This window comes from Xanthomonas sp. Leaf148, assembly GCF_001423585.1.
Lineage (GTDB): Bacteria > Pseudomonadota > Gammaproteobacteria > Xanthomonadales > Xanthomonadaceae > Xanthomonas.
Genome location: NZ_LMOP01000012.1, coordinates 445,615 through 469,461, shown reverse-complemented (window position 1 = coordinate 469,461; position 23,847 = coordinate 445,615). Strand labels below are relative to the sequence as shown.

Here is a 23,847-nt window from a genome sequence, read left to right as displayed (position 1 = left end):
ACGCGTTTCGACTACTTCCTCACCTTGCCGCGGTGTACGCTGCCGGCTTGCTCCCGGAAGCGAGGCGTGCATGAAGACAGTCCTGGTGGCCGCTTCCAAAGGCGGCGTCGGCAAGACCACGATCGCCACCAACCTGGCCGCATATGCGGCCCTGCAGGGCCAGCGCACCGTGCTGGCAGACGCCGATCCGCAAGGTTCGTCCACGCGCTGGGCGCAGCGACGCGCCAGCCTCGAAAGTGCGGTGCTGCCGATCGATGCCACCAAGCGCCGCAACTGGCAGGCGGCGGTCCCCGATGGTACCGACCAGCTGATCATCGACGCGCCGGCCGGTGCGATGGCCGACGACCTGAGCGGGTTCCTGGACCACGTCGACGCCATCGTGGTGCCGGTGCTGTCCTCGGCACTGGATATCGAAGCGGTGGTGGGCTTTCTCAACACGCTGGCCAAGGTGCCGCGCGTGCACCAGCGCAAGCTCCCCGTCGGCCTGGTGCTCAACCGCGCCCGACCCTGGACCCAAACTTCGCAGCAGGCCGCCGAGATGATCGGGACCTGGCCATATCCGCTGGTGACCCAATTGCGCGACACCCAGGCCTACGTGGTCATGGCCGGGCTGGGGCGCAGCTTGTTCGATTACCGCTCGGCGCAGGTGCGCGACCATCAACAGGACTGGGAGCCGCTGTTGAAGTGGCTCAAGAAGTCCTAGAACCGGAAAGTTCCTATGCGCGAATTGATCTTGTTGCGACACGCCCATGCAGAGCCGGCCGATACCGGCCAGGCCGACTTCGACCGCCCGCTGTCCCCGCACGGCATCGCCGAAGCGGAGTCTGCCGGGCGCTGGCTGCGCGAACAGCGGCTGGTCCCCGACCGCGTGCTGTGCTCGCCGGCCCGGCGCTCCCGCGAGACGCTGGAGGCGGTGCTCGAGCTCACCGGCTATATCGAACAACGGCTGGACGAACGCATCTACGAGGCCACTCCGGGCACCCTGGCCAGCCTGGTGGACGAACACCGCGAGGCCGAGCGCCTGCTGCTGGTTGGCCACAACCCGGGCCTGGAGCGGCTGGCCGCGCTGATGCATAGCGGGCAGACCGGCGACTACCGCGGCATGCCGACCGCGTCGATCGTCTTGCTGGCCCTGCCACTGGACGCCACCATCGAGCCGGGGATCGCCCGTTTGACCGCCTTCTGGTGGCCTTGATCTGTGTCATCGTCGCTGCGCTGGTTTGCCTGGCTCGCGCTCTGGGTCATGTTCCCCTGCCTTGCACAGCAGAAAGTGCACGCCATCGACCCGGCGCAATCGCGCTTCGGGTTCGAGATCAAAACCCGCTTCGGCATGAAGATGGAGGGGTTTTTCCCGCGGTTTCGCGGTGAGCTGGTGGAGTTGCCCGATCGGCGCATGCAGGTGCGCTTTCGGCTGGACGCTACCCAGGTGGAGATTCCGGGCAAGGACCGCTACACCAGCTGGATGCGGGGCGAGGATTTCTTCGACGTGGCGCGCTACCCGGTGGTGGAATTCGAGTCGCTGCCGTATGCCGAAGAGGTGGTCAGGGGAGGGGGCGACATCACCGGCAACCTGACCATCCGCGGAATCACCCACATCGAGACCCTGCATGTGGCACCGGCTGAATGCGCGCGGCCGGGCTATGATTGCGACGTGATCAGTCGAGGTACGGTCCTGCGTGGACGTTACGGAATGAATGCGTGGCAGATGGCCCTGGGCGACAGGGTGACGTTCATTCTGCGTGGGCGGTTGCAGGAGGCGCGGCGCCCGTGAGGTTCCTGTTGAGGGTCCTCGTGCTGGCAACCCTGTTGCTCGGCACCGGATGCGCCGGCCTGTCGCAAATCGAACGCAACCGTGCCGCTGGCGTTGCCGCTGCGGCACGCAGCACCGTGGTGAGCTGCACCCAGGCCAACCACTGCGCCCAGCCCTCGCCGCTGCGCACCCTGGGTGGCGACGCCATCACTGCGTCCACGCCGGCCGCGCCGCGGCATTACGCCACCATCGTCGACCACGGCGAAGAATCGCTGGTGGCGCGGCTCAACCTGATTCGCAGCGCAACCCGCACTATCGACCTGCAGACCTACATCTTCGACAAGGACGACAGTGCGCGCATGATTCTGGACGCGCTGACCGATGCGGCGCAGCGTGGGGTCAAGGTCCGCATATTGATCGATCAGCTGTCGGCAATCGCCGACCTGCAGATTCTCGGTGCGCTCGCCAGCACCCACGAAAACCTGCAGCTGCGCATCTACAACCCCACCTTCGGCAAGGTCAAACTCAACTACTTCGATTACGCCGGTAGCGTGGTGTGCTGTTTCCGGCGCTTCAACCAGCGCATGCACAACAAGTTGCTGGTGGTGGACGACGTACTCGGGGTGGTCGGCGGGCGCAATTACCAGGACGACTATTACGACTGGGACAGCGAATACAACTTCCGCGACCGCGATGTGATTCTGGCCGGCCCGGAGGTACGCGCGATGGCGGCCAACTTCGATGCATTCTGGCGCGCGCGGCGCAGCGTCCCGGCCGAGCGCCTGAACGATGTGGGCAAGCTGCTGCTGGAACAGGGCGCACCGCAGATGCCGCCCGCACAATTCCGCCGCCCGGATCGGGTGGCGCGGGTGGACCAGGAAGCGCGCGATCCGCAGTTCGTGCGCGACGCCTTCGTCACCCCGGCGATGTCGGTGCAGCGCGTGCTCTACGTGGCCGACCTGCCGCAAAAGCATCGCAAGGAACATGCCTCCAAAGCAGTGTCGACGGCGCCGGAGCTGGATAGCCTGATCGCCGGCGCACAGCAGGAAGTGCTGCTGCAAACGCCGTATCTGGTGTTGTCAGACGAGGCCCAGGCGATCTTCCGGGAGCTGCGCAAACGCCCGCAGCCGCCGCGCATCGTGGTGTCGACCAATAGCTTGGCGGCCACCGATAACCCCATCGTGTATGCGCTGTCGTACAAGTTCAAACGCCGCAACATGCGCGAGCTGGGCTTCAATCTGTACGAGTTCAAGCCGTTTCCGCTGGATGCGCCGGTGGACTACGCCAATCTGGTGCCGGACCCGCTCAATCCTGCCTCCGACATCAACGAAGACAGTCGCGACAATCGCCTGATCGGCGGCAGTGCGGCCGGCAATGCGGTGCGTGGCAGCAGCGGTGCAGACACCCGCAGTACTGGCGGCAGCGTGATTCGTGGCAGCAGTGGCGCCGGCCGTACGCCCGGCGGCAGCGAAGTCGATCGCCGTGTGCTGCGCACCGAAACCCGGCCCTCGTTTCTGGGAACGCGTGCGGTCAACAAACCGCTGCCGGTGACCCGCGCCGGTGCGCGCATGGGGCTGCACGCCAAATCGCTGGTGGTGGATCGCCGCATCGGCGTGATCGGCACGCACAACTTCGATCCGCGCAGCGAGAACTACAACACCGAAGCGGCGGTGGTGATCGACGATCCGCGCTTTGCGCAGGCGCTGGCGGCCAGCATCGAGCGCGATATGAACCCGGAAAACGCCTGGACGGTGGCTCCGCGCGAAAAGCCGCCGGTGTTGAGCGGATTGAACTACAGCGTGGGCAAGGTTTCCGAAGCCTTGCCGGTGCTGGACTTCTGGCCGTGGCGCTACGCGACCAATTACGAGTTCCAGCCCGGCCCGGGCTGCCCGTTCCCGCTTAAGCGGCAGGACCCGCAGTTCCGGCAGTGCTATGTGGCGGTGGGCGATTTCCCCGAGGTCAACGTCGGCCCCAAATGGTTGCTGGTACGCATGCTGACCGCATTCGGCGCCGGCCTGGTGCCGATTCTTTGATCGACAGCTAAGAGCAGCCAACAAAACGACTGTGCTCATCGCCAGGCGGGCGCGGCCTGCGCTCGGTGTGGGCATGTACCACGCGTACACTCCGGCTCTGAGCGCGCGGTCCACGCCTTGACGACTGCTCGCTGCGGTTTGTCAGCCGCTCCGAGGCGGCAATGGTTCGACGGCGGCAAGCGGCGCGCGCGCTGTCGGCATGGCGTCGGACCACGCTGGCAGCCGCGCCGCGCGACTCGTCCCGCCACTCCGGGGCAAGCAGCGACACCGACGATTGCAGTAGCCTTGAATCCACCAGACAGCGGCAGGCGTTGCACCAGTCGCACTCTCGCAGATGCTGTTGCGATTCCCGATTCCCGATTCCCGATTCCCCCCAAATCCCAAATCCCAAATCCCAGCCCATGACCTTCCGCGCTCCCGTCGATCTTGCTGTCCTCAACGCCTCCAGCCGAAATACCCTGATCGAACATCTGGGCATCGTGTTCACCGAGGCTGGTGACGATTGGCTGCGCGCCACCATGCCGGTGGACACGCGCACAAAGCAGCCGTTTGGCCTGCTGCATGGCGGTGCCTCGGTGGTGCTGGCCGAAACCCTGGGCAGCAGTGCCGGCAATCTGTGCGTGGAGATGACCACCCAGATGTGCGTGGGGCTGGAGATCAACGCCAACCATCTGCGCGCCTCCACCGAGGGCCTGGTCACCGGTACCGCACGCGCGGTGCATGTGGGGCGCAGCACCCATGTCTGGGACATCGTCATCGAAAATCCGGCCGGCAAGCGCGTCTGCGTCTCGCGCCTGACCCTGGCCGTGGTGGCGCGCACCAGTGGCTGAGCACGCCTGGCAGCTGCATGGGTGGAACAGCGCCATCCGCTGCCGGCACTGCGCCGCGGCCGAGCTGCTGTCACAATAGCCGTGCCTCCTTCCCCCGTTACCGGTCCCGTTCGTCGAATGAGCGAGTCATCCCTGGACGCCACGCGCGACGCTGGCGGCCCGCTGCGTTGGTTCCGGTACCTGTACCGGGTGCCGCTGCTGCTGTTGCATCTGTCTGTGTTCCTGCCGATCACCATGCTGTGCGTGGTGACGCCGCCGCTGGCGCGCATCCGCACCGGCGCTGAGGACACCCTGGACGAGCTGATGATCCGTTGGTGGCAGGGCAACCTGATGCGCATTTTCGGTTTTCGTCTGCGTCGCTTCGGCACGCCGCTGTCGGGCGCCACCCTGTTCGTGGCCAACCACGTTAGCTGGGTCGACATCTCCATGCTGCACAGCCAGCGCGTGATGGGCTTTGTGGCCAAGCGCGAAATCGCCGGCTGGCCGCTGGTGGGCTGGCTGGCGGCCAAGGGCCAGACCATCTTCCATCAACGCGGCAACACCGAATCGTTGGGCGGGGTGCTGCTGGAAATGCTGCAGCGTTTGCGCAGCGGCAAGCCGGTAGGCGTGTTTCCGGAAGGGCGCACCCGCGGCGGTACCGAAGTGGGCCCGTTCCATGCGCGCATCTTCCAGGCGGCGGTGGAAGCCGGCGTGCCGGTGCAGCCGGTGGCGCTGCGCTACGGCACGCGTGGCGCTGCGCAGGCGGTGGTGGCGTTTGGCGAGCGCGAAAGTTTCTTCGCCAACATCGTGCGCCTGCTCGGCGAGCCGTCGCGCCTGGCTGAAATCCATTTCCTGGAGCCGATCGGCGCGTTCGATATCGAAGGACGTCGCCGCCTGGCCGACACCTCGCGTCAACGCATCATCGCCGCGATGGAGTCCTGAGCCGGCGATGCGCGCGCTCATCCACCCTGCGGCCAGCGCTTTCGTGGCTGGCCCGATGAGCGCATGAACGCCTCCGACTTTCAGCCGCCGCGCTGGCTGCGCAATCCGCATGTGCAATCGGTGCTGGCCAGCAGCGGCTTGCGCCGGTTGCGCAGCCGCCAGTTGCTGAGCGCCAGCGGCGCGGTCACCAGCGAACATATTCTCGACGGCGGCGACGGCGTGCGGCTGCAGGGCTGGATGAGCGTACCGCCCGGCGATACGCCGGTGCGTGGCACCGTGCTGTTGCTGCACGGCTGGGAAGGCAGCGCCGATTCCAACTACATGCGGCTGACCGCCGCGCGCCTGCTCGGCCTGGGTTACCAGGTATTCCGGCTGAATTTTCGCGATCACGGCGGCACCCACCATCTCAATGTGGACCTGTTCCACTCCGATCGCATCGACGAGGTGGTCAACGCGGCCGGCGATCTGTGGCGGCGCTTTCCCGCGCCGCAGCTGCTGGCGGCGGGGTATTCGCTGGGCGGCAACTTCGCGTTGCGGCTAGCGTTGCGGGCACCGGCAGCGGGCCTGCCGCTGGCGCGGGTGGCGGCGGTGTGTCCGTTGCTGGACCCGGCCGCCACCATGACCCAGCTGGAAAAAGGCCCGCAGTTCTACGACTGGTACTTCCGCCGCAAATGGCGCGAATCGCTGCTGCGCAAGCGCAAGCTGTTTCCGGACCAGCACGGCTACGACGACGCCACCCTGGCGCTGGACATGCGCGAGCTGATGGCCTGGCTGGCGGTGCAGCACACCGGCCACGGCTCGCTGGAAGCGTATTTCGACAGCTATTCGATCGCCGGCGAGCGCCTGGCCGGCCTGCAGGTGCCTTCGGACATCCTGATGGCCGAAGACGACCCGGTGATTCCGTTCGAAGACTTCGCCGGCTGGCAATTGCCGCCGCACGCGCATCTGGAAATCGCGCGCTGGGGCGGGCATTGCGGCTTTCTGGAAAACGCCCGCGGCGACGGTTTTGCCGAACGCTGGGTGGCCGAGCGGCTGGCCTCCGCTCTTTAGGGCGGCTCAAACCTTAGCGAGCAGTGGTCAGGTGGCTGCGGACGGCGCGCTTAGAACCGGCGTGTATGCGTGGTCCATTCCGTACCGAGCGCCGGCCGCGTCCGCCTGGCGGCCGCCTAGGAGTTTTGTTAGCTACTTTTAAGGAACCTCTGAATAACTCATGGCCCAGCGAGAGAGAGTTGCAATCTAGCCTAATCAAGACAATCGCCGGCGCTTAAAATAAAGCACTTGCGCGTGATTTAGTCTGTCCAAGGGATCGATCGGAAGCCTATGAAAGAGTTGTTCAGAGCTTCCTTAAGTCATGTTGAAAAGACATCCGTCTCTGGATGCCCTGGTCGCGGTTTTATCAGCGGTTACAGGCGGTCTGATGGCCTACTTCAGCTCGATCAGGCTCTACGCGTCTCTGCAGACCGGCTAGATCCTGTTCCGTCCACGCCTCGGGCCGGCCTCCGTTGGTCCCCAAGCTGCGATCTGGTACACGGGGCATCTGGTCCTTGGGATGCTCTGCGTGGCCGACGGCGCAAGCGTGCTGCGCCGGATGTCGGCACGCGTCTCAACGCCCGACCCGCGCGATCAATCGCTTTGAGAACCGCAATGGCGCTGGATGCAGGGCCTTGCACAGGCGTTGAACTTCCACTTGAACGCCGGGCAGTCACAACGCGGGCGTGGCGATAGATCGCAGCGTCGGTCGCACACCAAGCCGCCGCAGCGCGCATCGTTACAATAGCGGTTTGTCCGGGACACGCCGCCGCCATGCAAGACGCCATTCTTCAAGCCCTGCGCCGCAATGCGGCCGACGATGCGGTGGCGCTGGCCCGCGAGTGGGCGACCACCGCGCCCGATAGCGCTGCCGCGCACCGCTGGCTCGGGCTGTCCTTGCAACAGCAAAGCCAACCGGCGCTGGCGCTGACCAGCATCGAAACCGCGCTGACGCTGACCCCGGAAGACGCCGATCTGCACCTGCTGCACGCCGGGCTGCTGCTGGCCACGCGCAATTTGTCGGCTGCCGATGCCGCGTTGTCGCGCAGCACCGCGCTGGACCCCAACCAGTTCAACGCCTACGTGATGCAGGCGCACTTGGCGGTGGGGCGCGGCGATCTGGACGACGCCGAGCGACTGAGCCGTACCGCCGCACGCCTGGCGCCGGACCACCCGCAGCTGCTGGCGGTCGATGGCGTGGTGGAGATGCGTCGCGGCCAGAGCGACCGCGCGCTGTCGTTGCTGACCCGCGCTGCCGAGCAGCTGCCGGACGACCCACGGGTGATGTTCGCGCTGGGCTTTGCGTATCTGCAGAAGGAACATTTTGCGTTTGCCGAGCGCGCGTTCGAGCGCGTGGTCGAGCTCAATCCGCCGGGCACCGCGCTGCGCGCGTTCATCGCCCAGCTGGCTCAGCGCCAGGGCCGCCTGGACGATGCGCTGACCGCGATGCAGGGCGTGCTGGCCCAGCCCGATGGCGACATCCCGGCGATGCGCCGGCTGGCCGGCGAGATGGAATTGCAGGCCGGTCGCCCCGATCAGGCGGCTGCGCATCTGCGCCTGGCGCTGGCCCACTGGCCTGCCGACCGCCGCACCTTGCATGCCTTGCTCACCGCCTGGGAGCGTCTGGGCGCGGTGGACGATGCGCGCGACACCCTGGATGCGGCGCTGGCCACCTCCAGCAATGCGCACGATCTATGGCTGGCACGGCTGGCGGTGGAGCCGGTCGGCGGGCCGCAGGCGCAGGCGGTGATCGAGCGTTGGCTGCTCGGCATGCCCGAGCACCTGCCGGCGCTGGAAGCGTTGATGCGCGTGCACGACATGCAGGGCCACGCCGAGGACGCGGAAATGGTGGCGCGGCAGATCGTGGCGGTGGAGCCGGGCCGCATCAGCGGCGAACAGCGCATCGTCGAAGCGCTGCTGGAGCGCGACCCGCCGGCGGCGATCGCTTGTGTCGAATCCTTGATCGAGTCGTTGCCCGCACCGCAGCAGACCGTGCTGCGGCCGTGGCTAGGCAATGTGCAAGACCGCGCCGGCCAGCCCGACGCCGCGTTGGCCACCTGGATGCAGTTCCATCGCGAACAGGCCCAGCACCGCCTGCCGTTGCCGCCGCAGGCTGCCAAACAACCGATGCAGTGGCCGGCGCTGGGTAGCATTCCCGACACCGTTACCGCGCGTCCGCTGTTCGTCTGGGGCACCCCGGGCTCGCATGTCGAACGCCTGATCGCGGTGATGGACGCCGCCACCCCGCTGGTGCGCGGCGACCGTTACGGCTCCACGCCGCCGTCCGATGCGTTGCAGAGCTACCGCAGCGTCGAGCAGTTGGCATCCGGGGAACTGGCGCCGATGGCCTTGGTGGAAGGCTGGAAAGCGCAGCTGCTGCGCCGCGGTATCGACGATGGCAATGTCATCGACTGGCTGCTGTGGTGGGACAACACCCTGCTCACCGCGCTACGCCCGCATCTGCCGGAGGGGCGCCTGGCAATCGCGCTGCGCGACCCGCGCGACATGCTGCTGGACTGGCTCTCGGCCGGCGCATCCGCGCCGCTGGCCGTGCAGTCGCCGCAGCAGGCCACCGACTGGTTGTTGGCTGCGCTGGAACAGCTGGCCGTGCTGCACGAACGCGATCTGTACCCGCACCGGATCATCCGCCTGGATGGCATCGAAAGCGATCCGCAGGGCATTTCCACGGCGCTGGAGCAGGCGTTCGGACTGAACTTCCCGCTGGTCGAACCGCGCGGCCCGGCACGCCTGGCGTCCGGTCGCTGGCGCAGTTATCGCGGCGTACTCGGCGCCCAGTTCGACCTGCTCACCTTGATCGCAGTGCGCTTCGGGTATCCGCAGGACTGACGCACCGCCTGCCGCTTGTACTCGTAGGCGCAGTACTGTCGTAGGAGCGGACCCGGCCGCGATGAGGCGTTACCGATACCGGTGAAGCCCATCGCGGCCAGGTCCGCTCCTACGGATGTCCGGATGTCGCGATGCGTGTGGACGCGGGCGGCGGATAAAGCGGGCTACGGATAAAGATGGCAGCGATCCGCGCTATAGCGGTGACATAGGTACGGCTGGTGTGGTGTTCGCTGCGGCGGCGCTGCTCGCCATGGCATCGACGGAAGATCTTGAGCACTGGCCAGCACACCGCCTGCCGCTTACATCTCCCAGCCGCAGTGCTGTCGTAGGAGCGGACCCGGCCGCGATGAGGCGTTACCGATACCGGTGAAGCCCATCGCGGCCAGGTCTGCTCCTACGGATGTCCGGATGTCGCGGTGCGCGTGGACGCGGGCGGCGGATAAAGCGGGCTACGGATAACGATGGCAGCGATCCGCGCTATAGCGGTGACACAGGTACGACTGGTGTGGTGTTCGCCGCCGCCGCGCCGCTCGCCATGGCATCGACGGAAGATGTTGAACACTGACCAGCACACCGCCTGCCGCTTACATCTCGCAGCCGCAGTGCTGTCGTAGGAGCGGACCCGGCCGCGATGAGGCGTTACCGATACCGGTGAAGCCCATCGCGGCCAGGTCCGCTCCTACGGATGTTCGGATGGCGCGGTGCGCGTGGACGGCGGGCTACAGATCACATGTGCGCGATCAACGATGCATGCGATCCGCGGCAGTGGAGTGACATCGGGTGGCCGGCAGTGCTAGCCAAGGCCGCACTACTCGCTGCACGGTCAACTGTTTCGCAACGCATGCACCCAACCGCGCCACACAAGGTTCCATTGCGACCGCTTCCGCTGCCGTGCCAATCCAGGCAGGCTGAGGGCTTCGATCCACGGAGACTTTGCATGCGTCTGACCAGCAACAGCATCGAAAACGGCAAGCCCATCGCGGTGGAATTTGCCGCCGGCACACCGGACGGCTTCGCGCCCAACCGCAACCCGCACCTGGCCTGGAGCGATGTTCCGCCAGGGACGCGTTCGTTCGCGCTGCTGTGTCTGGACCCGGATGTGCCGACGGTGCCGGAAACGGTTGGGCGCGAGGATGTGCAGATCCCGGTCGAGCAACCACGCGCCGATTTCGTGCATTGGGCGATGGCCGATATCCCCGCCGACGTGCACGAGATCGCGGCAGGCAGCTGCAGCGACGGCTTTGTGGCCAAGGGCAAGCAGCAGCCGGCTGGCCCGGCCGGCGCACGCCAGGGCCTGAACTCCTATACCCAATGGTTTGCCGGCAACCCCGACATGGCCGGCGACTATCTGGGCTATGACGGCCCGTATCCGCCGTTCAACGACCTGCGCCTGCACCGCTATTTCTTCCGCGTGTTCGCGCTGGATGTGGCCACGCTCAGTCTGCCCGCCACCTTCACTGCAGCCGATGTGCTGTCGGCCATCCAGGGTCACGTTCTGGCCGAAGCTGCGCTGCACGGCACTTACACGCTGAACCCGTCGCTGCGCTGAGCGCAGATCGGCACGACCGCATGGCCGCCAAGCCGTGCGGTCATCGCGGTACCGACCATCAAGAAAGCTGCAAGCGCCGCAGTCGCACGTTGTGTCCGGGCGATCCGGCCGACGTGCGGCTGCTCAAGGCCAGCATGGAAGCGCGCAAAGATCGACTTCTGTCTAGCAGAGCGCTCCCGGAAGAGGTGCGTAGATGCCCGTCAAGCGCAACAACAGTGCGCATTGATCTGATGCATGCGTTGACTGGCGGCTGAGCATCATCGTGGATGGAAGCCGATCCGCTCACACACGCGTGGTACGCGCGGATGTGCTCAGCCCGTAGTTCTTTGCGGCGAGCCGGGGTGCCGACGACCGAGTCTTGATACCGTGCGACGCGGAAGCCAAAAAGCGAATCCGGCATGGCGTCTGCACCAGGCGACGATGACCGGGCCGCTGCTGTGACGGCACCCAGCTGGCCAACCGTTGTGCTCAGCCCGTAAGTTCTTTGCGGCGAGCCGGGGTGCCGGCGACCTGGTCTTGATGCCGTGCGACGCTGAAGCCAAAAAGCGAATCCGGCATGGCGTCTGCACCAGGCGACGATGACCGGACCGCTGCGGTGACGGCACCCAGCTGGCCAACCGTCACTCGCGTTGCAACGCAGAGCGCGTCAACGCTGCCGATGCGCCAATCGCTTCATCAATCGTGCAACGCGCGACGATTCCCAATTCCCAATTCCCAGCGCTAGCCGCTCGCCTCAATCATCTGATCCAGCACATACACCGGTGCACCGTCCGTCTCGGCCGCAGCCGGATAGCGGGTGACGCGCAGCAGGGTGCGGATGCCGGCTTCGTGTTCGAAGCCTTCGATCGTGCCGTCGAAGGTTTGCCAGGACGCGGTCGCAGGCTGTCCATCGGCGCGCTCGCGCAGCTGCAGGCAGGCGCGCGACGGGTCGGAGGCGCATGGCACCGTATCGGCCGCCACTTCGATCAACAGCGTCTGCCCGGGCCCGCCGTAGCGGGTATCTGCCGTGGGGGCGCCGGCGAACAACAGGCGGGTGCCGTCGCTGCGGGTCAGGGTCAGCTGCGGTGCGGCTTGCGCCGTGTCCAGCGCCACCGCAAAACGACCGGACAACAGCTCGCTGGCAGCGCGTTCCTGCGTCATCTTTTGCGGCTGCGCGCACAGACGTTTGCTCGATACGACCCGGCCGATCTGCAGCTGCGCCGCGGCCACGCTGTAATTAGCGCCCAGCGCGTTGCAGGTCTGGCTGACCTGGATGCGTTGATCGCCGAAATCCAGCTGCAACGGCGCGCTACCGGCCACGAACAGGCTGCGCAGGGCGGTGCCGTGCGCATCGCTGGCCTGTTGCAGTTGCCAGTGTTGTGCCTGCAGGGCGGCCCGTAACGGCGCGTTGTCGCTGACGGGGGTTGTCGCTGCGGTCGAAGCGGCAGTCGCGCCCGATCCGGAGCCGTCGGCACCGGGCGCAGTGGGGGTCGCGCCCGAACCGCAGGCCGTCACGCCTGCCGCCAGCAGGGCTGGGGCAAAGAACACGGCACGCATCGGCGGCTCCCGGTGGTCAAGACCTCAGTGATACCGCCAGCGTGCGGCCAGGGCAGTGACCGGCGTCACTGCCCGGCAACGTGCCGCCGATGCGCGTCTGCACAAACGCGGCATCGGTTGCCTTGGCGAGTGATCGCCGCCAGCCGCCGGCAGGGCGGCTTGGACGGGGCGCCAGCGACAACTGCTGCCGACCGCCGGTGGCCGTGCCGGTAACAATCGGCGACGGGCAGGGCCTGCGCGCTTGGCGGCTCAGGCTGCAGCCGGCAACCACAACAGCAGGGCCGCGCCGAGCACGATGCGGTACACCGCAAACACCGTGAAGCGGTGCTTCTTGATGTAGCCCAGCAGCCACTTCACCACCACAAAACCGGTGATGGTCGCTGCCACGAAGGCCACTGCCACGTCGGTCCAGTTCTCGCTGCCGAATCCGCCTTCCTTGTACATCTCCAGCAGCGCGTAACCGCTGGCCGCGAACATGGTCGGGATGCCGACCATGAACACGAAGTCCGCTGCCGCCGAGCGCTTGCTCAGGCCCAGCAACATGGCCAGGAAGATCGCCGAGGCCGAGCGCGAGGTGCCGGGGAACACGCCGGCCACCACCTGCGCCAGGCCCACGGCAATGGCGACTTTCCAGGTCACCACGTCGCGCTCCGGCAACTTGCCGGCAAAGTGCTCGGCCACCAGCATCCACAGGCCGCCGATCAGCAGCGCCCAGGCCACCGGATGCACGGTTTCCGGCAACTGCCAACCGGCCTTGCGCACGATCAACCCGACCACGGCAGTGACCATGAAGGCCACGCCGATCTTGAGCACATAGTCGCGGTTGGCACGCTCGCCCAGCCCGGTGGCCAGGCTCCACAGCTTCTGCCGCAACGCCAGGCAGATGGCTAGGATCGCGCCGGCCTGGATGACGATATTGAAGAAGTCAGAACGGCGTCCGAGCCATTGTTCGGCGATCAACAGGTGGCCGGTGCTGGAGATCGGCAGAAATTCGGTCAAGCCTTCGAGAATGCCCAAGAGAAGGGCGGAAATCAGATCGGACATCGGACGAGAGGGGAGGATTGGGGGAGGCGTCAGGATAGTGCATTGCGACATGCACCATATCGGTGCACCATCAATGCAGGTAGCACCAATAAGGTGCTATCTCACGTGTAGCGGTCTCAAGTGATGCAAGCAAAATCAACGACTTGTGAACGTCGGTGGTTTGGCATGGTCCCTGCTGTAGTACCGCCCACGATCCACTTCACTCCAATCCGAGGTTTCTTCCGATGTCCGTGGAAAACGTTGAAAAGCTGATCAAGGACAACAAGGTCGAGTTTGTCGACCTGCGCTTCGTCGATATGCGTGGTGTACAGCAGCACATCACCTTTCCGGCCAACATCATCGAGCCGGCGTTGTTCGAAGAAGGCAAGATGTTCGATGGCAGCTCGATCGCGGGTTGGAAGGGCATCAACGAGTCGGACATGGTGTTGCTGCCCGACGCCGGCACCGCGTATCTGGATCCGTTCTTCGCCGATCCGACCATCGTGCTCACCTGCGACATCCTCGATCCGGCCACCATGCAGAGCTATGAGCGCGACCCGCGCGGCATCGCAAAGCGCGCCGAGGCCTACCTGAAGTCCTCCGGCACCGCCGACCAGGCCTTCTTCGGCCCGGAGCCGGAATTCTTCATCTTCGATTCGGTCCGCTTCGCCAACGACATGGGCCACACCTTCTTCCAGGTGGGTTCCGAAGAGGCCGCCTGGAACACCGGCGCCAAGTATGACGGCGGCAACAGTGGCTATCGCCCGGGCGTGAAGGGTGGCTACTTCCCGGTGCCGCCGACCGACACCCTGCACGACCTGCGCGCGGAAATGATCAAGACGCTGGAACAGGTCGGCATCGAAACCGAAGTGCACCACCACGAAGTGGCCACCGCCGGCCAGTGCGAGATCGGCACCAAGTTCAGCTCGCTGGTGCAGAAGGCCGACGAACTGCTGACGATGAAGTACATCATCAAGAACGTCGCCTACCGCAACGGCAAGACCGCCACCTTCATGCCCAAGCCGATCGTCGGCGACAACGGCTCCGGCATGCACGTGCACCAGTCGCTGACCAAGGGCGGCACCAACCTGTTCGCCGGCGACGGCTATGGCGGCCTGTCGCAGATGGCGCTGTGGTACATCGGCGGCATCTTCAAGCACGCCCGCGCGATCAATGCATTCGCCAACTCCGGCACCAACAGCTACAAGCGTCTCGTGCCGGGTTACGAAGCGCCGGTGATGCTGGCTTATTCGGCGCGGAACCGCTCGGCCTCGTGCCGCATTCCGTGGGTCACCAACCCCAAGGCGCGCCGCATCGAAATGCGCTTCCCCGATCCGTTGCAGTCCGGCTACCTGACCTTCACCGCGCTGATGATGGCCGGCCTGGACGGCATCAAGAACCAGATCGACCCGGGCGCCCCGAGCGACAAGGATCTGTACGACCTGCCGCCGGAAGAAGAGAAGTTGATCCCGCAGGTCTGCTCCAGCCTGGATCAGGCACTGGAAGCGCTGGACAAGGATCGCGAGTTCCTCAAGGCCGGCGGCGTGATGAGCGACGACTTCATCGACGGCTACATCGCGCTGAAGATGCAGGAAGTCACCAAGTTCCGTGCGGCAACGCATCCGCTGGAATACCAGCTGTACTACGGCAACTGAGTTCCACCGCGGTGATGGCGGAGGCCCCCCCTCCCACCTCCGCCATCGCCGCACATGTTCGATGGCTCCCTGGCACCGCCATGGAGTCGAGGGGTACGAGAGAGCACACAGTTCGCGGCGCGCGGGCCTGACCTCTCCCACGAGGCGGATGCATGGCATCCGTCGGGGTCTGCGCGATCCGCGAACGATTGGATGCCGGGGTTGGCATCCAGGTGACTGACACCGCCGGGCGGCGCAATGCCGGCCGGTTCCTTCCACCTTTCGGGGTATGCGCATGAAATTGATCACCGCCATCATCCGGCCGTTCAAGCTCGACGAGGTCCGCGAGGCCCTGTCCGCCGCTGGCGTGTCGGGTATCACCGTCACCGAGGTCAAGGGCTTCGGGCGCCAGAAAGGCCACACCGAGCTGTATCGCGGGGCCGAGTACGTCGTGGACTTTTTGCCCAAGATCAAGATCGAGACGGTGGTTACCGACGATCGGCTGGACGCTGTGGTCGAGGCGATCCAGAACGCGGCCGGCACCGGCAAGATCGGCGACGGCAAGATCTTTGTGACTGCGATCGAGCAAGTGGTGCGGATCCGCACCGGCGAAATCGGCGCCGATGCGCTCTGAGTCCCCCACCTCTGGAGGTCGTATGAAGACAGCTCTTTTTGCCGGGTGGAAAGCCCGGTTCTACAGCGTGTGCATGCTGATGCTGTTCAGCGCGCTGGTGGTGGGCGGCATGGGCAGCGCCCAAGCGCAATCCACCCCGCAGGTCACCCCGTTGCCGACCGAACCAGTCACCACCGAACCGCTGCCGTCTGCGCAGCCGGCCGCCGCGCCGGCCGCTGCCGCTGAAGTCGCACCGGTGGTCGACAAGGGCGACGTCGCCTGGATGCTGACCTCCACGCTGCTGGTGTTGCTGATGGTGGTGCCGGGCCTGGCGTTGTTCTACGGCGGCATGGTGCGCGCCAAGAACGTGTTGTCGGTGCTGATCCAGGTCGCAACGGTGTTCTCGCTGCTGACCATCCTGTGGGTGATCTACGGCTACAGCCTGGCGTTTTCCGGCGAAGGCCCGTGGATCGGCAATCTGGACAAGGCGCTGCTCAAGGGCGTGACCATCGAGAGCCTGTCGGCCACCTTCACCAAGGGTGTGAGCCTGCCGGAATACGTGTTTATCGGCTTCCAGGCGACCTTTGCCGGCATCACCGGCGCGCTGATCGTCGGCGCCTTTGCCGAACGCGCCAAGTTCGCCGCGGTGCTGCTGTTCTCGGTGATCTGGTTCACCTTCGGCTATCTGCCGCTGGCGCACATGGTCTGGGCGACCGGTGGCTATCTGTTCGGGCTGGGCGCGCTGGATTTTGCCGGCGGCACCGTGGTGCACATCAATGCCGGTATCGCCGGTCTGGTGGGTGCCTACTTCGTCGGCAAGCGGGCCGGGTTGGGACGTGAGGCGATCAAGCCGCACAACGTGACCCTGACCTTCGTCGGCGCCTCGCTGCTATGGGTGGGCTGGTTCGGCTTCAATGCCGGCTCCAACCTGGAAGCCAATGCCGGTGCGGCGCTGGCCTTCCTCAACACCTTGCTGGCCACCGCGGCCGCCATCCTGGGCTGGTCGCTCACCGAGAAGATCATCAAGGGCAAGTCGTCCGCCCTGGGTGTGGCCTCGGGCATGGTCGCCGGTCTGGTCGGCATCACCCCGGCCTGCGGCACCGTGGGTCCGTTCGGCGCCATCGTGATCGGCCTGGCGGCTGGCGTGCTGTGCGTGTGGGGCGTCACCGGTCTGAAGCGCCTGCTGGGTGCCGACGACAGCCTGGACGTGTTCGGCGTGCATGGCCTGGGCGGCATCATCGGCGCGATCCTGACCGGCGTGTTCTCGGCGGCCTCGCTGGGCGGCCAGAAGGGCGGCGATTACGACATGCTGCATCAGGTCGGTATCCAGGCCCTGGGCGTGGGCATCACCGTGGTGTGGATCGGCGTGGTGTCGGTGGTCGGATTCCTGGTCGCCAAGCTGGTCTTCGGCCTGCGTGTCACCGAAGAGGCCGAGCGCGAGGGGCTGGACATCACCTCGCACGGCGAAGCCGCATACGAGTCCTGAGCATGCACACCCGCGGCGAGATCTCCGCGGGTGGCGCAACGACCCGGCCGGCGCTGCCCGCGCCGGGTCGGTTTCTACCGCGGCCGCTGCCGGCGCGGATCCATTGCCGAGGTGCCTGCATGACCAGCCTCACGCCCGTCACCGTCGGCGCGGATGCGCGCCGGGTCGGTGCATTCCACTGCCACCCGGCCTCAGATGCTTCGATGCAGGCTGCGTTCGGCGCGCCATTCGCGCACGCCGATGCTGTTTGCACTAAATTGGTGCAATGCGGATGACGACCTCCACACCGTCGCTCGACAGCCTGGGTACCCCGGTAGCCTGGGCCGACCGCGACGGCCGCGTGCTGGGGGTCAACCCGGCATTCGCGCGCTGGCTCGGCGTCAGCGCGCGGCGGCTGGTCGACCAGCCGCTGGCTGCACTGGAAGTGCAGGGCGACGCACTCGCGCGCTTCCTGCTCAACGACGAACGCGACGTGCTGCGCCTGCATCGGCTGGCGCTGGGCCTGCCCAACGACGCGCCACGCTTTGCCGAAGGCTGGCTGTCGCGGCTGGACGATGGCGGCTGGCTGTTGGAAACGCACCCGGTCGACGAATTCCCCGCGCTGGACCCCACCCACGCGCTGCCCAATGCCTTGAGCGCCGCGCTCAAGGGCCTGGCGCACGAACTGCGTAACCCATTGGCCGGCTTGAAGGGCGCCGCGCAGTTGCTGGCGCGCCGCTCGGCAGGCCGCGATGAAGACGAGCGCGAGCTGATCGAGCTGATCGGCACCGAAATCGAACGCCTCAACACCTTGCTCGAACGCCTGCTCTCGCCGTCGCCGCTGCGCCCGCACGAGGGCCTCAACATCCACGTGGTGCTCGAACGCGTGCTGCGCCTGGCCGAAGCCGAGGGCGGCTGGTCGGTGCAGGTGCAGCGCGATTACGACCCCAGCATTCCCGACATCCTGGGCGATGTGGACCGGCTCACCCAGGCGGTCTGGAATCTGGTCCGTAACGCGTTTCAGGCTGGCGCCACCCGCGTCACCCTGCGCACCCGCGTCGAGCACGGCCAGCGCATCCGCGACCGCGTGCACGCGATGTCGCTGCGGCTGGAAATCATCGACGACGGCGGTGGCGTGCCGGAAGAACTGGCCGAGCACCTGTTCCTGCCGCTGGTCAGCGGCCGCGCCGAGGGCAGCGGGCTGGGACTGGCGCTGGCCCAGCAGGTCTCGCGCGAGCACCACGGCACCCTGACCTACCGCTCGCGTCCGGGCCATACCGTTTTCACACTGCTGCTGCCCGAGCTGGTCGGCGATCACGACAAGGAGCATCTGCATGGCTGAGGCCGCCGCCGCATCCCACCACATCTGGGTGGTCGACGACGACCGTTCGGTCCGCTTCGTGCTGTCCACGGCCTTGCGCGATGCCGGTTACGCGGTGGATGGCTTCGACAGCGCCGCCGCGGCGTTGCAGGCGCTGTCGATGCGGCCCATGCCGGACCTGTTGTTCACCGACGTGCGCATGCCCGGCGAAGACGGCCTGAGCCTGCTCGACAAGCTCAAATCCAAGCACCCGCAGCTGCCGGTGATCGTGATGTCGGCCTATACCGATGTCGCCAGCACCGCCGGCGCCTTTCGCGGTGGTGCGCACGAGTTCCTGTCCAAGCCGTTCGATCTGGACGATGCGGTGGCGCTGGCCGCACGCGCGCTGCCCGACGCCGATGCCGGTGTCGACAAGATCATCGGCGCCCCGCTGGCCGAAGGCTCGGCCGCGCTGATCGGCGACACCCCGGCGATGCAGGCCTTGTTCCGCGCGATCGGACGTCTCGCGCAGGCGCCGCTGTCGGTGCTGATCAACGGCGAAACCGGCACCGGCAAGGAGTTGGTCGCGCGCGCGCTGCACAACGAATCGCCGCGCGCACGCAAACCCTTCGTCGCACTTAACACCGCCGCCATTCCTGCCGAGTTGCTGGAAAGCGAGTTGTTCGGCCACGAAACCGGCGCCTTCACCGGCGCCACCAAACGGCACATCGGCCGCTTCGAACAAGCCGATGGCGGCACCTTGTTTCTGGACGAAATCGGCGACATGCCGCTGCCGTTGCAGACGCGCCTGCTGCGCGTGCTGGCAGAGAACGAATTCTTTCGCGTCGGTGGGCGCGAGTTGATCCGTGTCGATGTACGCGTGATCGCCGCCACTCACCAGGACCTGGAAGCGTTGGTCGAACAAGGCCGCTTCCGTGCCGATTTGCTGCATCGCCTGGATGTGGTGCGCCTGCAGCTGCCACCGCTGCGCGAGCGTCGCGGCGACATCGCGCAACTGGCGGAAAACTTCCTGGCCATGGCCGGGCGCAAGCTCGACATGCTGCCCAAGCGGCTATCGTCGGCCGCACTGGAAGATCTGCGCCAATACGACTGGCCCGGCAACGTGCGCGAACTGGAAAACGTCTGCTGGCGCCTGGCCGCCCTGGCCACCGCCGACATCATCGATGTGGTCGACGTGGACGCAGCGCTGGCGCGCGGTCGCCAGCGCACCGGCCGTAGCAGCGTCGGGCAATGGGACGACATGCTGTCCAGCTGGGCCGCGCAACGCCTGAGCGAAGGCGCCCAGGGCGTACACGCCGAAGCGCGCGAACGCCTGGACAAGACCCTGCTCGAAGCCGCCCTGCAACTCACCCAGGGCCGTCGCGCCGAAGCCGCCGCACGCCTCGGCCTGGGCCGCAACACCGTCACCCGCAAACTCGGCCCGGGCCGCAAGCGCCGCTGAGCAGTCCGGCGGCTAGCCCGGGCGGGGTCGGGATCCTGCCTGGGTGGTTGCGTGGGCGTTTTTGCGCTTACGTGAGCGAAACGGTCCTGGTCACTCGGCGGTGAACGCTGCCCCCATCCGCCCTTCGGGCACCTTCCCCCGCACGCGGGAGAAGGCAGGCAGGTGATCGCTGCGGCGAGCCCTGCCGATCACTGCGATGAAACGCCTCGATCGCTGCGGCGAACTCCGCGGATCGCTGCGATGAAATGCCTCAAGCACTGCGGCGAACCCTGCCGATCGCTGCGGTGAAGCCCCTCTCCCGCCTGCGGGGCGAGAGGGCACTGCTTGCGCGGCGCGGGCGCGCGTGCCTTGGAGCGCCCGCGCCGCAAGCGCGGGCCGGGGCGTGGAGCGGAGCGGGGGTGGGGTGAGGGCACCCAAGCCGATAAAAGCGCAGCCGCCTGCGTCGCTCCTTTGAATCAGCTCGCGCACGAAACGCGTGAATCACGTAGTGCACGCAACGAGCACGCAACGAGATTGACGCGCATCACCACACATTGAGCACCCTCACTGCACGTGTTTCACCATCCACATGACACCGCATCCCCCTGGCCATCGATGAACTCGTGGTGGCCCCTGATCGGCCTACGCCATCGTCGAAGCAGCGCAAGGCTCCCCGCACAGCGGGCGTGCAAACAACCCGACCATCCACACCAACCCCGTAAACTCCTGCGCTGCCCAGACGCATTTCATGACACGTGAACATGCGCCCGCATAGGTTTCCAGCCTGATCAGGAGAACAGCTCGATGCGTTATCGGTCGTCCACGATCGTTGCCCTTACCGCTCTGGCGCTGGCCGCCTGCAGCAGCACGCCGCCACCTCCCCCGCCACCGCCGCCAGCGGCGCGCGTGGTGCCCGCGCGTCCGGTGCAGCAGGCCGAAGCCGCACTGGCTTCGGCGTCGGGCAGCTTGGTCAGCGGCCGGGTCGTGCTGGTGCCGGCGCTGCAGGGCATCCGCATCACCGGCACGGTCGGTGGCCTGCGCCCAGGTGGCGTGGCCGGTTTCCATGTGCACGAACGCGGCGATTGCAGCGCGGCCGATGCCAGCAGTGCGGGCGCGCATTTCAATCCAACCGGAGCCTCGCACGGCCGCGCCGGAAGCGGCGGTCATCACCTGGGCGATATGGACAACCTGCGTGCCGACGCCGAGGGCGTCGCGCATCTGGACATGATCCTGGCCGGCATCAGCCTGGGCGATGGCGCGCCCAGCGATGTGATCGGCAAGGCACTCATCGTGCATGCCGACGCCGACGACTATCGCAGCCAGCCCAGCGGCAATGCGGGTGCACGCCTGGCCTGCGGCGTCATTCGCGTCACCCAGTGGCGCACCCCCCCTTCGCAGCCCTGAGTTGGGGCATCAATGGCCGCAGCTGCGGTCTCTACAGGAGTTTTCCCATGCGCATTCTTCCCACAACCCTGTTCCTGGCGACCGCCCTGGTGTTGACCGCGTGCAAGCGCGACGAGCCCGCACCGGCCGAGCCCACACCCGCACCGACGGCCAGCACCCCGGCCGACGCGGCGCACAGTGGCGAGCATGCCGCTGCCATGGTGACCGGTGCGGCCGCCACCACCACGGCCACCGCCGAGCTCAAGCCGACCAAGGGCAATGACGTCAAAGGCACGGTGACCTTCAAGACCGTCGATGGCGTGCTGCGCGTGACCGGCCAACTCAGTGGGCTCACGCCCAACACCGAACACGGCTTCCATATCCACGAAAAGGGCGATTGCAGCGCCCCGGACGGCAGCAGCGCCGGCGGCCATTTCAACCCGGCCCAGTCCGATCACGGCAACGTCAGTGCCGACCCGCATCACGGCGGCGACATGCCCAACATCAAGTCCGATGCGCAGGGCAATGCCAGCATCGACGGCCCGGTTTCCAGCAACGTCAACCTGGGCAAGGCCGATCAGTTCGATATCGCAGGTCACGCGGTGATCGTGCACGCCGATGCCGATGACTACAAAACCCAGCCCACCGGCAACGCCGGCGGCCGTCTGGCCTGCGGCGTGATCACCACCGACAACGCGCAGGCTGCAACCAAGTAAGCGCATGGACGCGGCGGCATCCGATGACCGTCGCGTCTTTTGTCCTGTAATGCACAACGGCCGCGGTAAGCAGCTGTGTATCAGGCGTCGGCGCGTTATCTCGCCGGTCAGAATGGTGGGTTGGCAACGCGAACGCGGCATCCCGCTCATGGTCTTGCAGACGCTGCTGCTGCTACGGCGCGGCAACGTTGCTCAGCGGAGCGTGCATGGTTGGACCGTGCATCGATAGAGCGGTAAATACTGCAGTTGACGCATCAGTGCGCCAACTGCTGCGCTGTCGAGCCTGTGCACGCATACGCGCTCGGAGCAGCCAATCCGTAACAAGCAATCTTCAGCTGGGTAGATGGCGCAGTGGTAACCAGCGCGGATGAATCGTGAGCGGATCCGAGCACGAGCGGTCCGTGTTGCGGTGAGTGGCTTTGCCAACCGCGCTCAGTAATTTGGCCAAAGACTCTGAGTCGCCACCCAGCAAGTGCGCATCGGTATCGCGGAAGTAAATACGTTGCCGGCCACCGCGTGCGGCCTTCGATCGGCGCGCTGCACACCTGCAAAGGCGCTTCCCAACCGGTCAGTGCATCGCTAGCGATCGCCAGTGCATAGCGCGCGTCCGCTACTGTTGTGCGGTGGAATCGTCCCGCAGGGTCATGCAGCCGTGTTCGAGGTACTTCCCTGCAAGAATCAGGAGCAACACTTGCCCCGGCGCACTCGCGTACGCCGGCATGCGCGCATCGCAGTGCATCGGCTGCAGGCCAAGTACACACGCATAAAACGCGCAGGCACGCTCCAGGTCTGCCGCATACACGCCGGTGTCCAACACGCCCTGCAAGGCAGGCGCGCGGTGGACACCGACGCATCGCTTATGCAGATAAGGCCAGGCGCGGGTCCTGGCCCGGCTCCACATGCACGTACAGCACCGGCAACCCGTGCGCTTCCAGTACGGCAGCCATCTGCCGCTGGCGCGAGAGGAATTGTTCGTAGACGCCGCGCAGGCGCTCGCAATTCTCGCGGTCGTGCGTGTAGTAATCGCACCAGCCGGCCGGGTCGAACAATGCGATGCGCACTTCGCCATCGACATAGCGCAACACCGGCTCGGGCGATTGCTGCAGCCATTCTTCGCTGTCGGGGGCGAGCAGGGCGGCTTCGATCAGCGGCCACAGCGGTGCCAGGCCCTGGTTGTCGTACTGCATCGAGATCATTGCCGCCAGATCGTGCGCGGTGAGATAGCGGGCATGCTCGATGCGCGCGCCGAAGCTCTCCTGCGCCAGCAGCGCGGTGTCGGCCTGGGCCATGCCCTGGGCCAGCAGCACTTCTTCCATCGCTTCGGCCACGCTCGCCACGATGTCCGGGTCGCCGGACAGCAGGAACGGCAAGACGCGCAGGCCGCCACCGGTCAACTGGGCATCGGCCTGGAACGGCAAGGGGATCTCGCCCTGCGCATCGGCACCGAAGGCCAGCACCCGCGGGCCCTGGTCGCGGCCCGGCGCGCGGGCATGCAGTTCCTCCAGCCGGCGATGCAGCGGCCAGCCCGGCCGCAGCACTTCGGCCGGGTCGAAATGCGCCATCGCCACGCTCAACTCCAGTGCGCGGATCTCCGGGATCCATTGCGCCAGGTCGCGGCCAATGCGTTCGGCCAGCATGCCGGCCTGCTCGGGCGCCAGGGCGCCGCGCTCGGGGGCGGTGCCGCCCGTCAATTCCAGCGCCATCACACCCATGGCGGTCACGCCGTGTTCGGTCTTGCTCATGATTCGCGGTTGGCCCATCACGGGGTCGAAGCTAC

19 protein-coding genes, 2 other RNA genes and 1 pseudogene are annotated in these 23,847 nt (G+C 66.5%); 17 read left to right on the top strand and 5 right to left on the bottom strand.

All coding sequences use genetic code 11. The features are described from left to right. Positions 1 to 70: 70 nt before the first annotated feature. The 8 genes from ASF90_RS19140 to ASF90_RS19110 all read left to right on the top strand — a co-directional run bounded on the left by ASF90_RS19140 (position 71) and on the right by ASF90_RS19110 (position 6,584). A complete protein-coding gene (locus tag ASF90_RS19140; RefSeq protein WP_055853787.1) occupies positions 71 to 703 on the top strand; it encodes a ParA family protein in 633 nt (210 codons plus the stop codon). Between the two features lie 15 nt (positions 704 to 718). After that, positions 719 to 1,195 carry a histidine phosphatase family protein gene (locus ASF90_RS19135; protein ID WP_055853785.1) on the top strand — a complete coding sequence of 159 codons (477 nt, stop codon included), beginning with the start codon at positions 719 to 721 and terminating at the stop codon, positions 1,193 to 1,195. A 3-nt stretch (positions 1,196 to 1,198) separates the two neighbouring features. Further along, a complete protein-coding gene (locus ASF90_RS19130) occupies positions 1,199 to 1,771 on the top strand; it encodes a YceI family protein (RefSeq protein ID WP_055853781.1) in 573 nt (190 codons plus the stop codon). Further along, complete coding sequence (locus tag ASF90_RS19125) at positions 1,768 to 3,783, top strand: phospholipase D family protein (protein WP_055853778.1); 2,016 nt, start codon at positions 1,768 to 1,770, stop codon at positions 3,781 to 3,783. The genes ASF90_RS19130 and ASF90_RS19125 overlap by 4 nt, the downstream gene beginning before the upstream one ends. A gap of 73 nt (positions 3,784 to 3,856) precedes the next feature. Continuing rightward, a non-coding RNA gene (locus tag ASF90_RS22950) (sX9 sRNA) lies at positions 3,857 to 3,930 on the top strand. A gap of 254 nt (positions 3,931 to 4,184) precedes the next feature. Next, positions 4,185 to 4,613 (top strand): hotdog fold thioesterase, encoded by a 429-nt coding sequence (locus ASF90_RS19120; protein WP_055853774.1) that lies wholly within the window; start codon positions 4,185 to 4,187, stop codon positions 4,611 to 4,613. Positions 4,614 to 4,634: 21 nt separating this feature from the next. Beyond that, positions 4,635 to 5,534, top strand: a complete 900-nt coding sequence (locus ASF90_RS19115; protein ID WP_193552551.1) for a lysophospholipid acyltransferase family protein — start codon at positions 4,635 to 4,637, stop codon at positions 5,532 to 5,534. A gap of 63 nt (positions 5,535 to 5,597) precedes the next feature. Then, the gene (locus tag ASF90_RS19110; protein WP_055853767.1) at positions 5,598 to 6,584 is read left to right on the top strand and encodes an alpha/beta fold hydrolase; all 987 of its coding nucleotides are present in this window, start codon (positions 5,598 to 5,600) and stop codon (positions 6,582 to 6,584) included. Positions 6,585 to 6,587: 3 nt separating this feature from the next. Here ASF90_RS19110 and ASF90_RS22945 read toward each other — a convergent pair. Then, a non-coding RNA gene (locus ASF90_RS22945) (sX9 sRNA) lies at positions 6,588 to 6,662 on the bottom strand. A 675-nt stretch (positions 6,663 to 7,337) separates the two neighbouring features. Here ASF90_RS22945 and ASF90_RS19105 point away from each other — a divergent pair. Further along, on the top strand, positions 7,338 to 9,410 hold the full coding sequence (locus ASF90_RS19105; protein ID WP_055853764.1) for a tetratricopeptide repeat protein: 2,073 nt from the start codon (positions 7,338 to 7,340) through the stop codon (positions 9,408 to 9,410). A 937-nt stretch (positions 9,411 to 10,347) separates the two neighbouring features. After that, positions 10,348 to 10,959 carry a YbhB/YbcL family Raf kinase inhibitor-like protein gene (locus ASF90_RS19100; protein WP_055853760.1) on the top strand — a complete coding sequence of 204 codons (612 nt, stop codon included), beginning with the start codon at positions 10,348 to 10,350 and terminating at the stop codon, positions 10,957 to 10,959. A 720-nt stretch (positions 10,960 to 11,679) separates the two neighbouring features. On the opposite strand, the gene ASF90_RS19095 is transcribed toward ASF90_RS19100, so the two are convergent. Then, the gene (locus ASF90_RS19095) at positions 11,680 to 12,495 is read right to left on the bottom strand and encodes an META and DUF4377 domain-containing protein (protein WP_055853757.1); all 816 of its coding nucleotides are present in this window, start codon (positions 12,493 to 12,495) and stop codon (positions 11,680 to 11,682) included. 249 nt (positions 12,496 to 12,744) lie between these two features. Next, positions 12,745 to 13,539, bottom strand: a complete 795-nt coding sequence (locus ASF90_RS19090; protein WP_055853755.1) for an undecaprenyl-diphosphate phosphatase — start codon at positions 13,537 to 13,539, stop codon at positions 12,745 to 12,747. Between the two features lie 224 nt (positions 13,540 to 13,763). Between ASF90_RS19090 and glnA the strand changes: the two genes are divergently transcribed. The 7 genes from glnA to ASF90_RS19055 all read left to right on the top strand — a co-directional run bounded on the left by glnA (position 13,764) and on the right by ASF90_RS19055 (position 22,070). Continuing rightward, on the top strand, positions 13,764 to 15,173 hold the full coding sequence (gene glnA / locus ASF90_RS19085; protein WP_055853753.1) for a type I glutamate--ammonia ligase: 1,410 nt from the start codon (positions 13,764 to 13,766) through the stop codon (positions 15,171 to 15,173). Positions 15,174 to 15,447: 274 nt separating this feature from the next. Continuing rightward, entirely contained in the window at positions 15,448 to 15,786 is a 339-nt protein-coding gene (locus ASF90_RS19080) for a P-II family nitrogen regulator (RefSeq protein WP_002808480.1), read from the top strand. A 22-nt stretch (positions 15,787 to 15,808) separates the two neighbouring features. Further along, complete coding sequence (locus tag ASF90_RS19075; RefSeq protein ID WP_055853751.1) at positions 15,809 to 17,251, top strand: ammonium transporter; 1,443 nt, start codon at positions 15,809 to 15,811, stop codon at positions 17,249 to 17,251. 265 nt (positions 17,252 to 17,516) lie between these two features. Then, positions 17,517 to 18,572, top strand: a complete 1,056-nt coding sequence (locus ASF90_RS19070; protein WP_055853749.1) for an ATP-binding protein — start codon at positions 17,517 to 17,519, stop codon at positions 18,570 to 18,572. Continuing rightward, positions 18,565 to 19,992: a nitrogen regulation protein NR(I) gene (ntrC, locus tag ASF90_RS19065; protein WP_055853748.1), complete on the top strand. Its 1,428-nt coding sequence runs from the start codon at positions 18,565 to 18,567 to the stop codon at positions 19,990 to 19,992. The genes ASF90_RS19070 and ntrC overlap by 8 nt, the downstream gene beginning before the upstream one ends. Before the next feature lie 783 nt (positions 19,993 to 20,775). After that, a complete protein-coding gene (locus ASF90_RS19060; protein ID WP_055853746.1) occupies positions 20,776 to 21,375 on the top strand; it encodes a superoxide dismutase family protein in 600 nt (199 codons plus the stop codon). A 47-nt stretch (positions 21,376 to 21,422) separates the two neighbouring features. Continuing rightward, positions 21,423 to 22,070, top strand: a complete 648-nt coding sequence (locus tag ASF90_RS19055) for a superoxide dismutase family protein (RefSeq protein ID WP_055853744.1) — start codon at positions 21,423 to 21,425, stop codon at positions 22,068 to 22,070. 432 nt (positions 22,071 to 22,502) lie between these two features. Here ASF90_RS19055 and ASF90_RS24545 read toward each other — a convergent pair. Further along, positions 22,503 to 22,887, bottom strand: a pseudogene (locus ASF90_RS24545) (glyoxalase). Between the two features lie 40 nt (positions 22,888 to 22,927). After that, the gene (locus ASF90_RS19045) at positions 22,928 to 23,812 is read right to left on the bottom strand and encodes a hypothetical protein (protein ID WP_055853741.1); all 885 of its coding nucleotides are present in this window, start codon (positions 23,810 to 23,812) and stop codon (positions 22,928 to 22,930) included. Positions 23,813 to 23,847 lie beyond the last annotated feature (35 nt).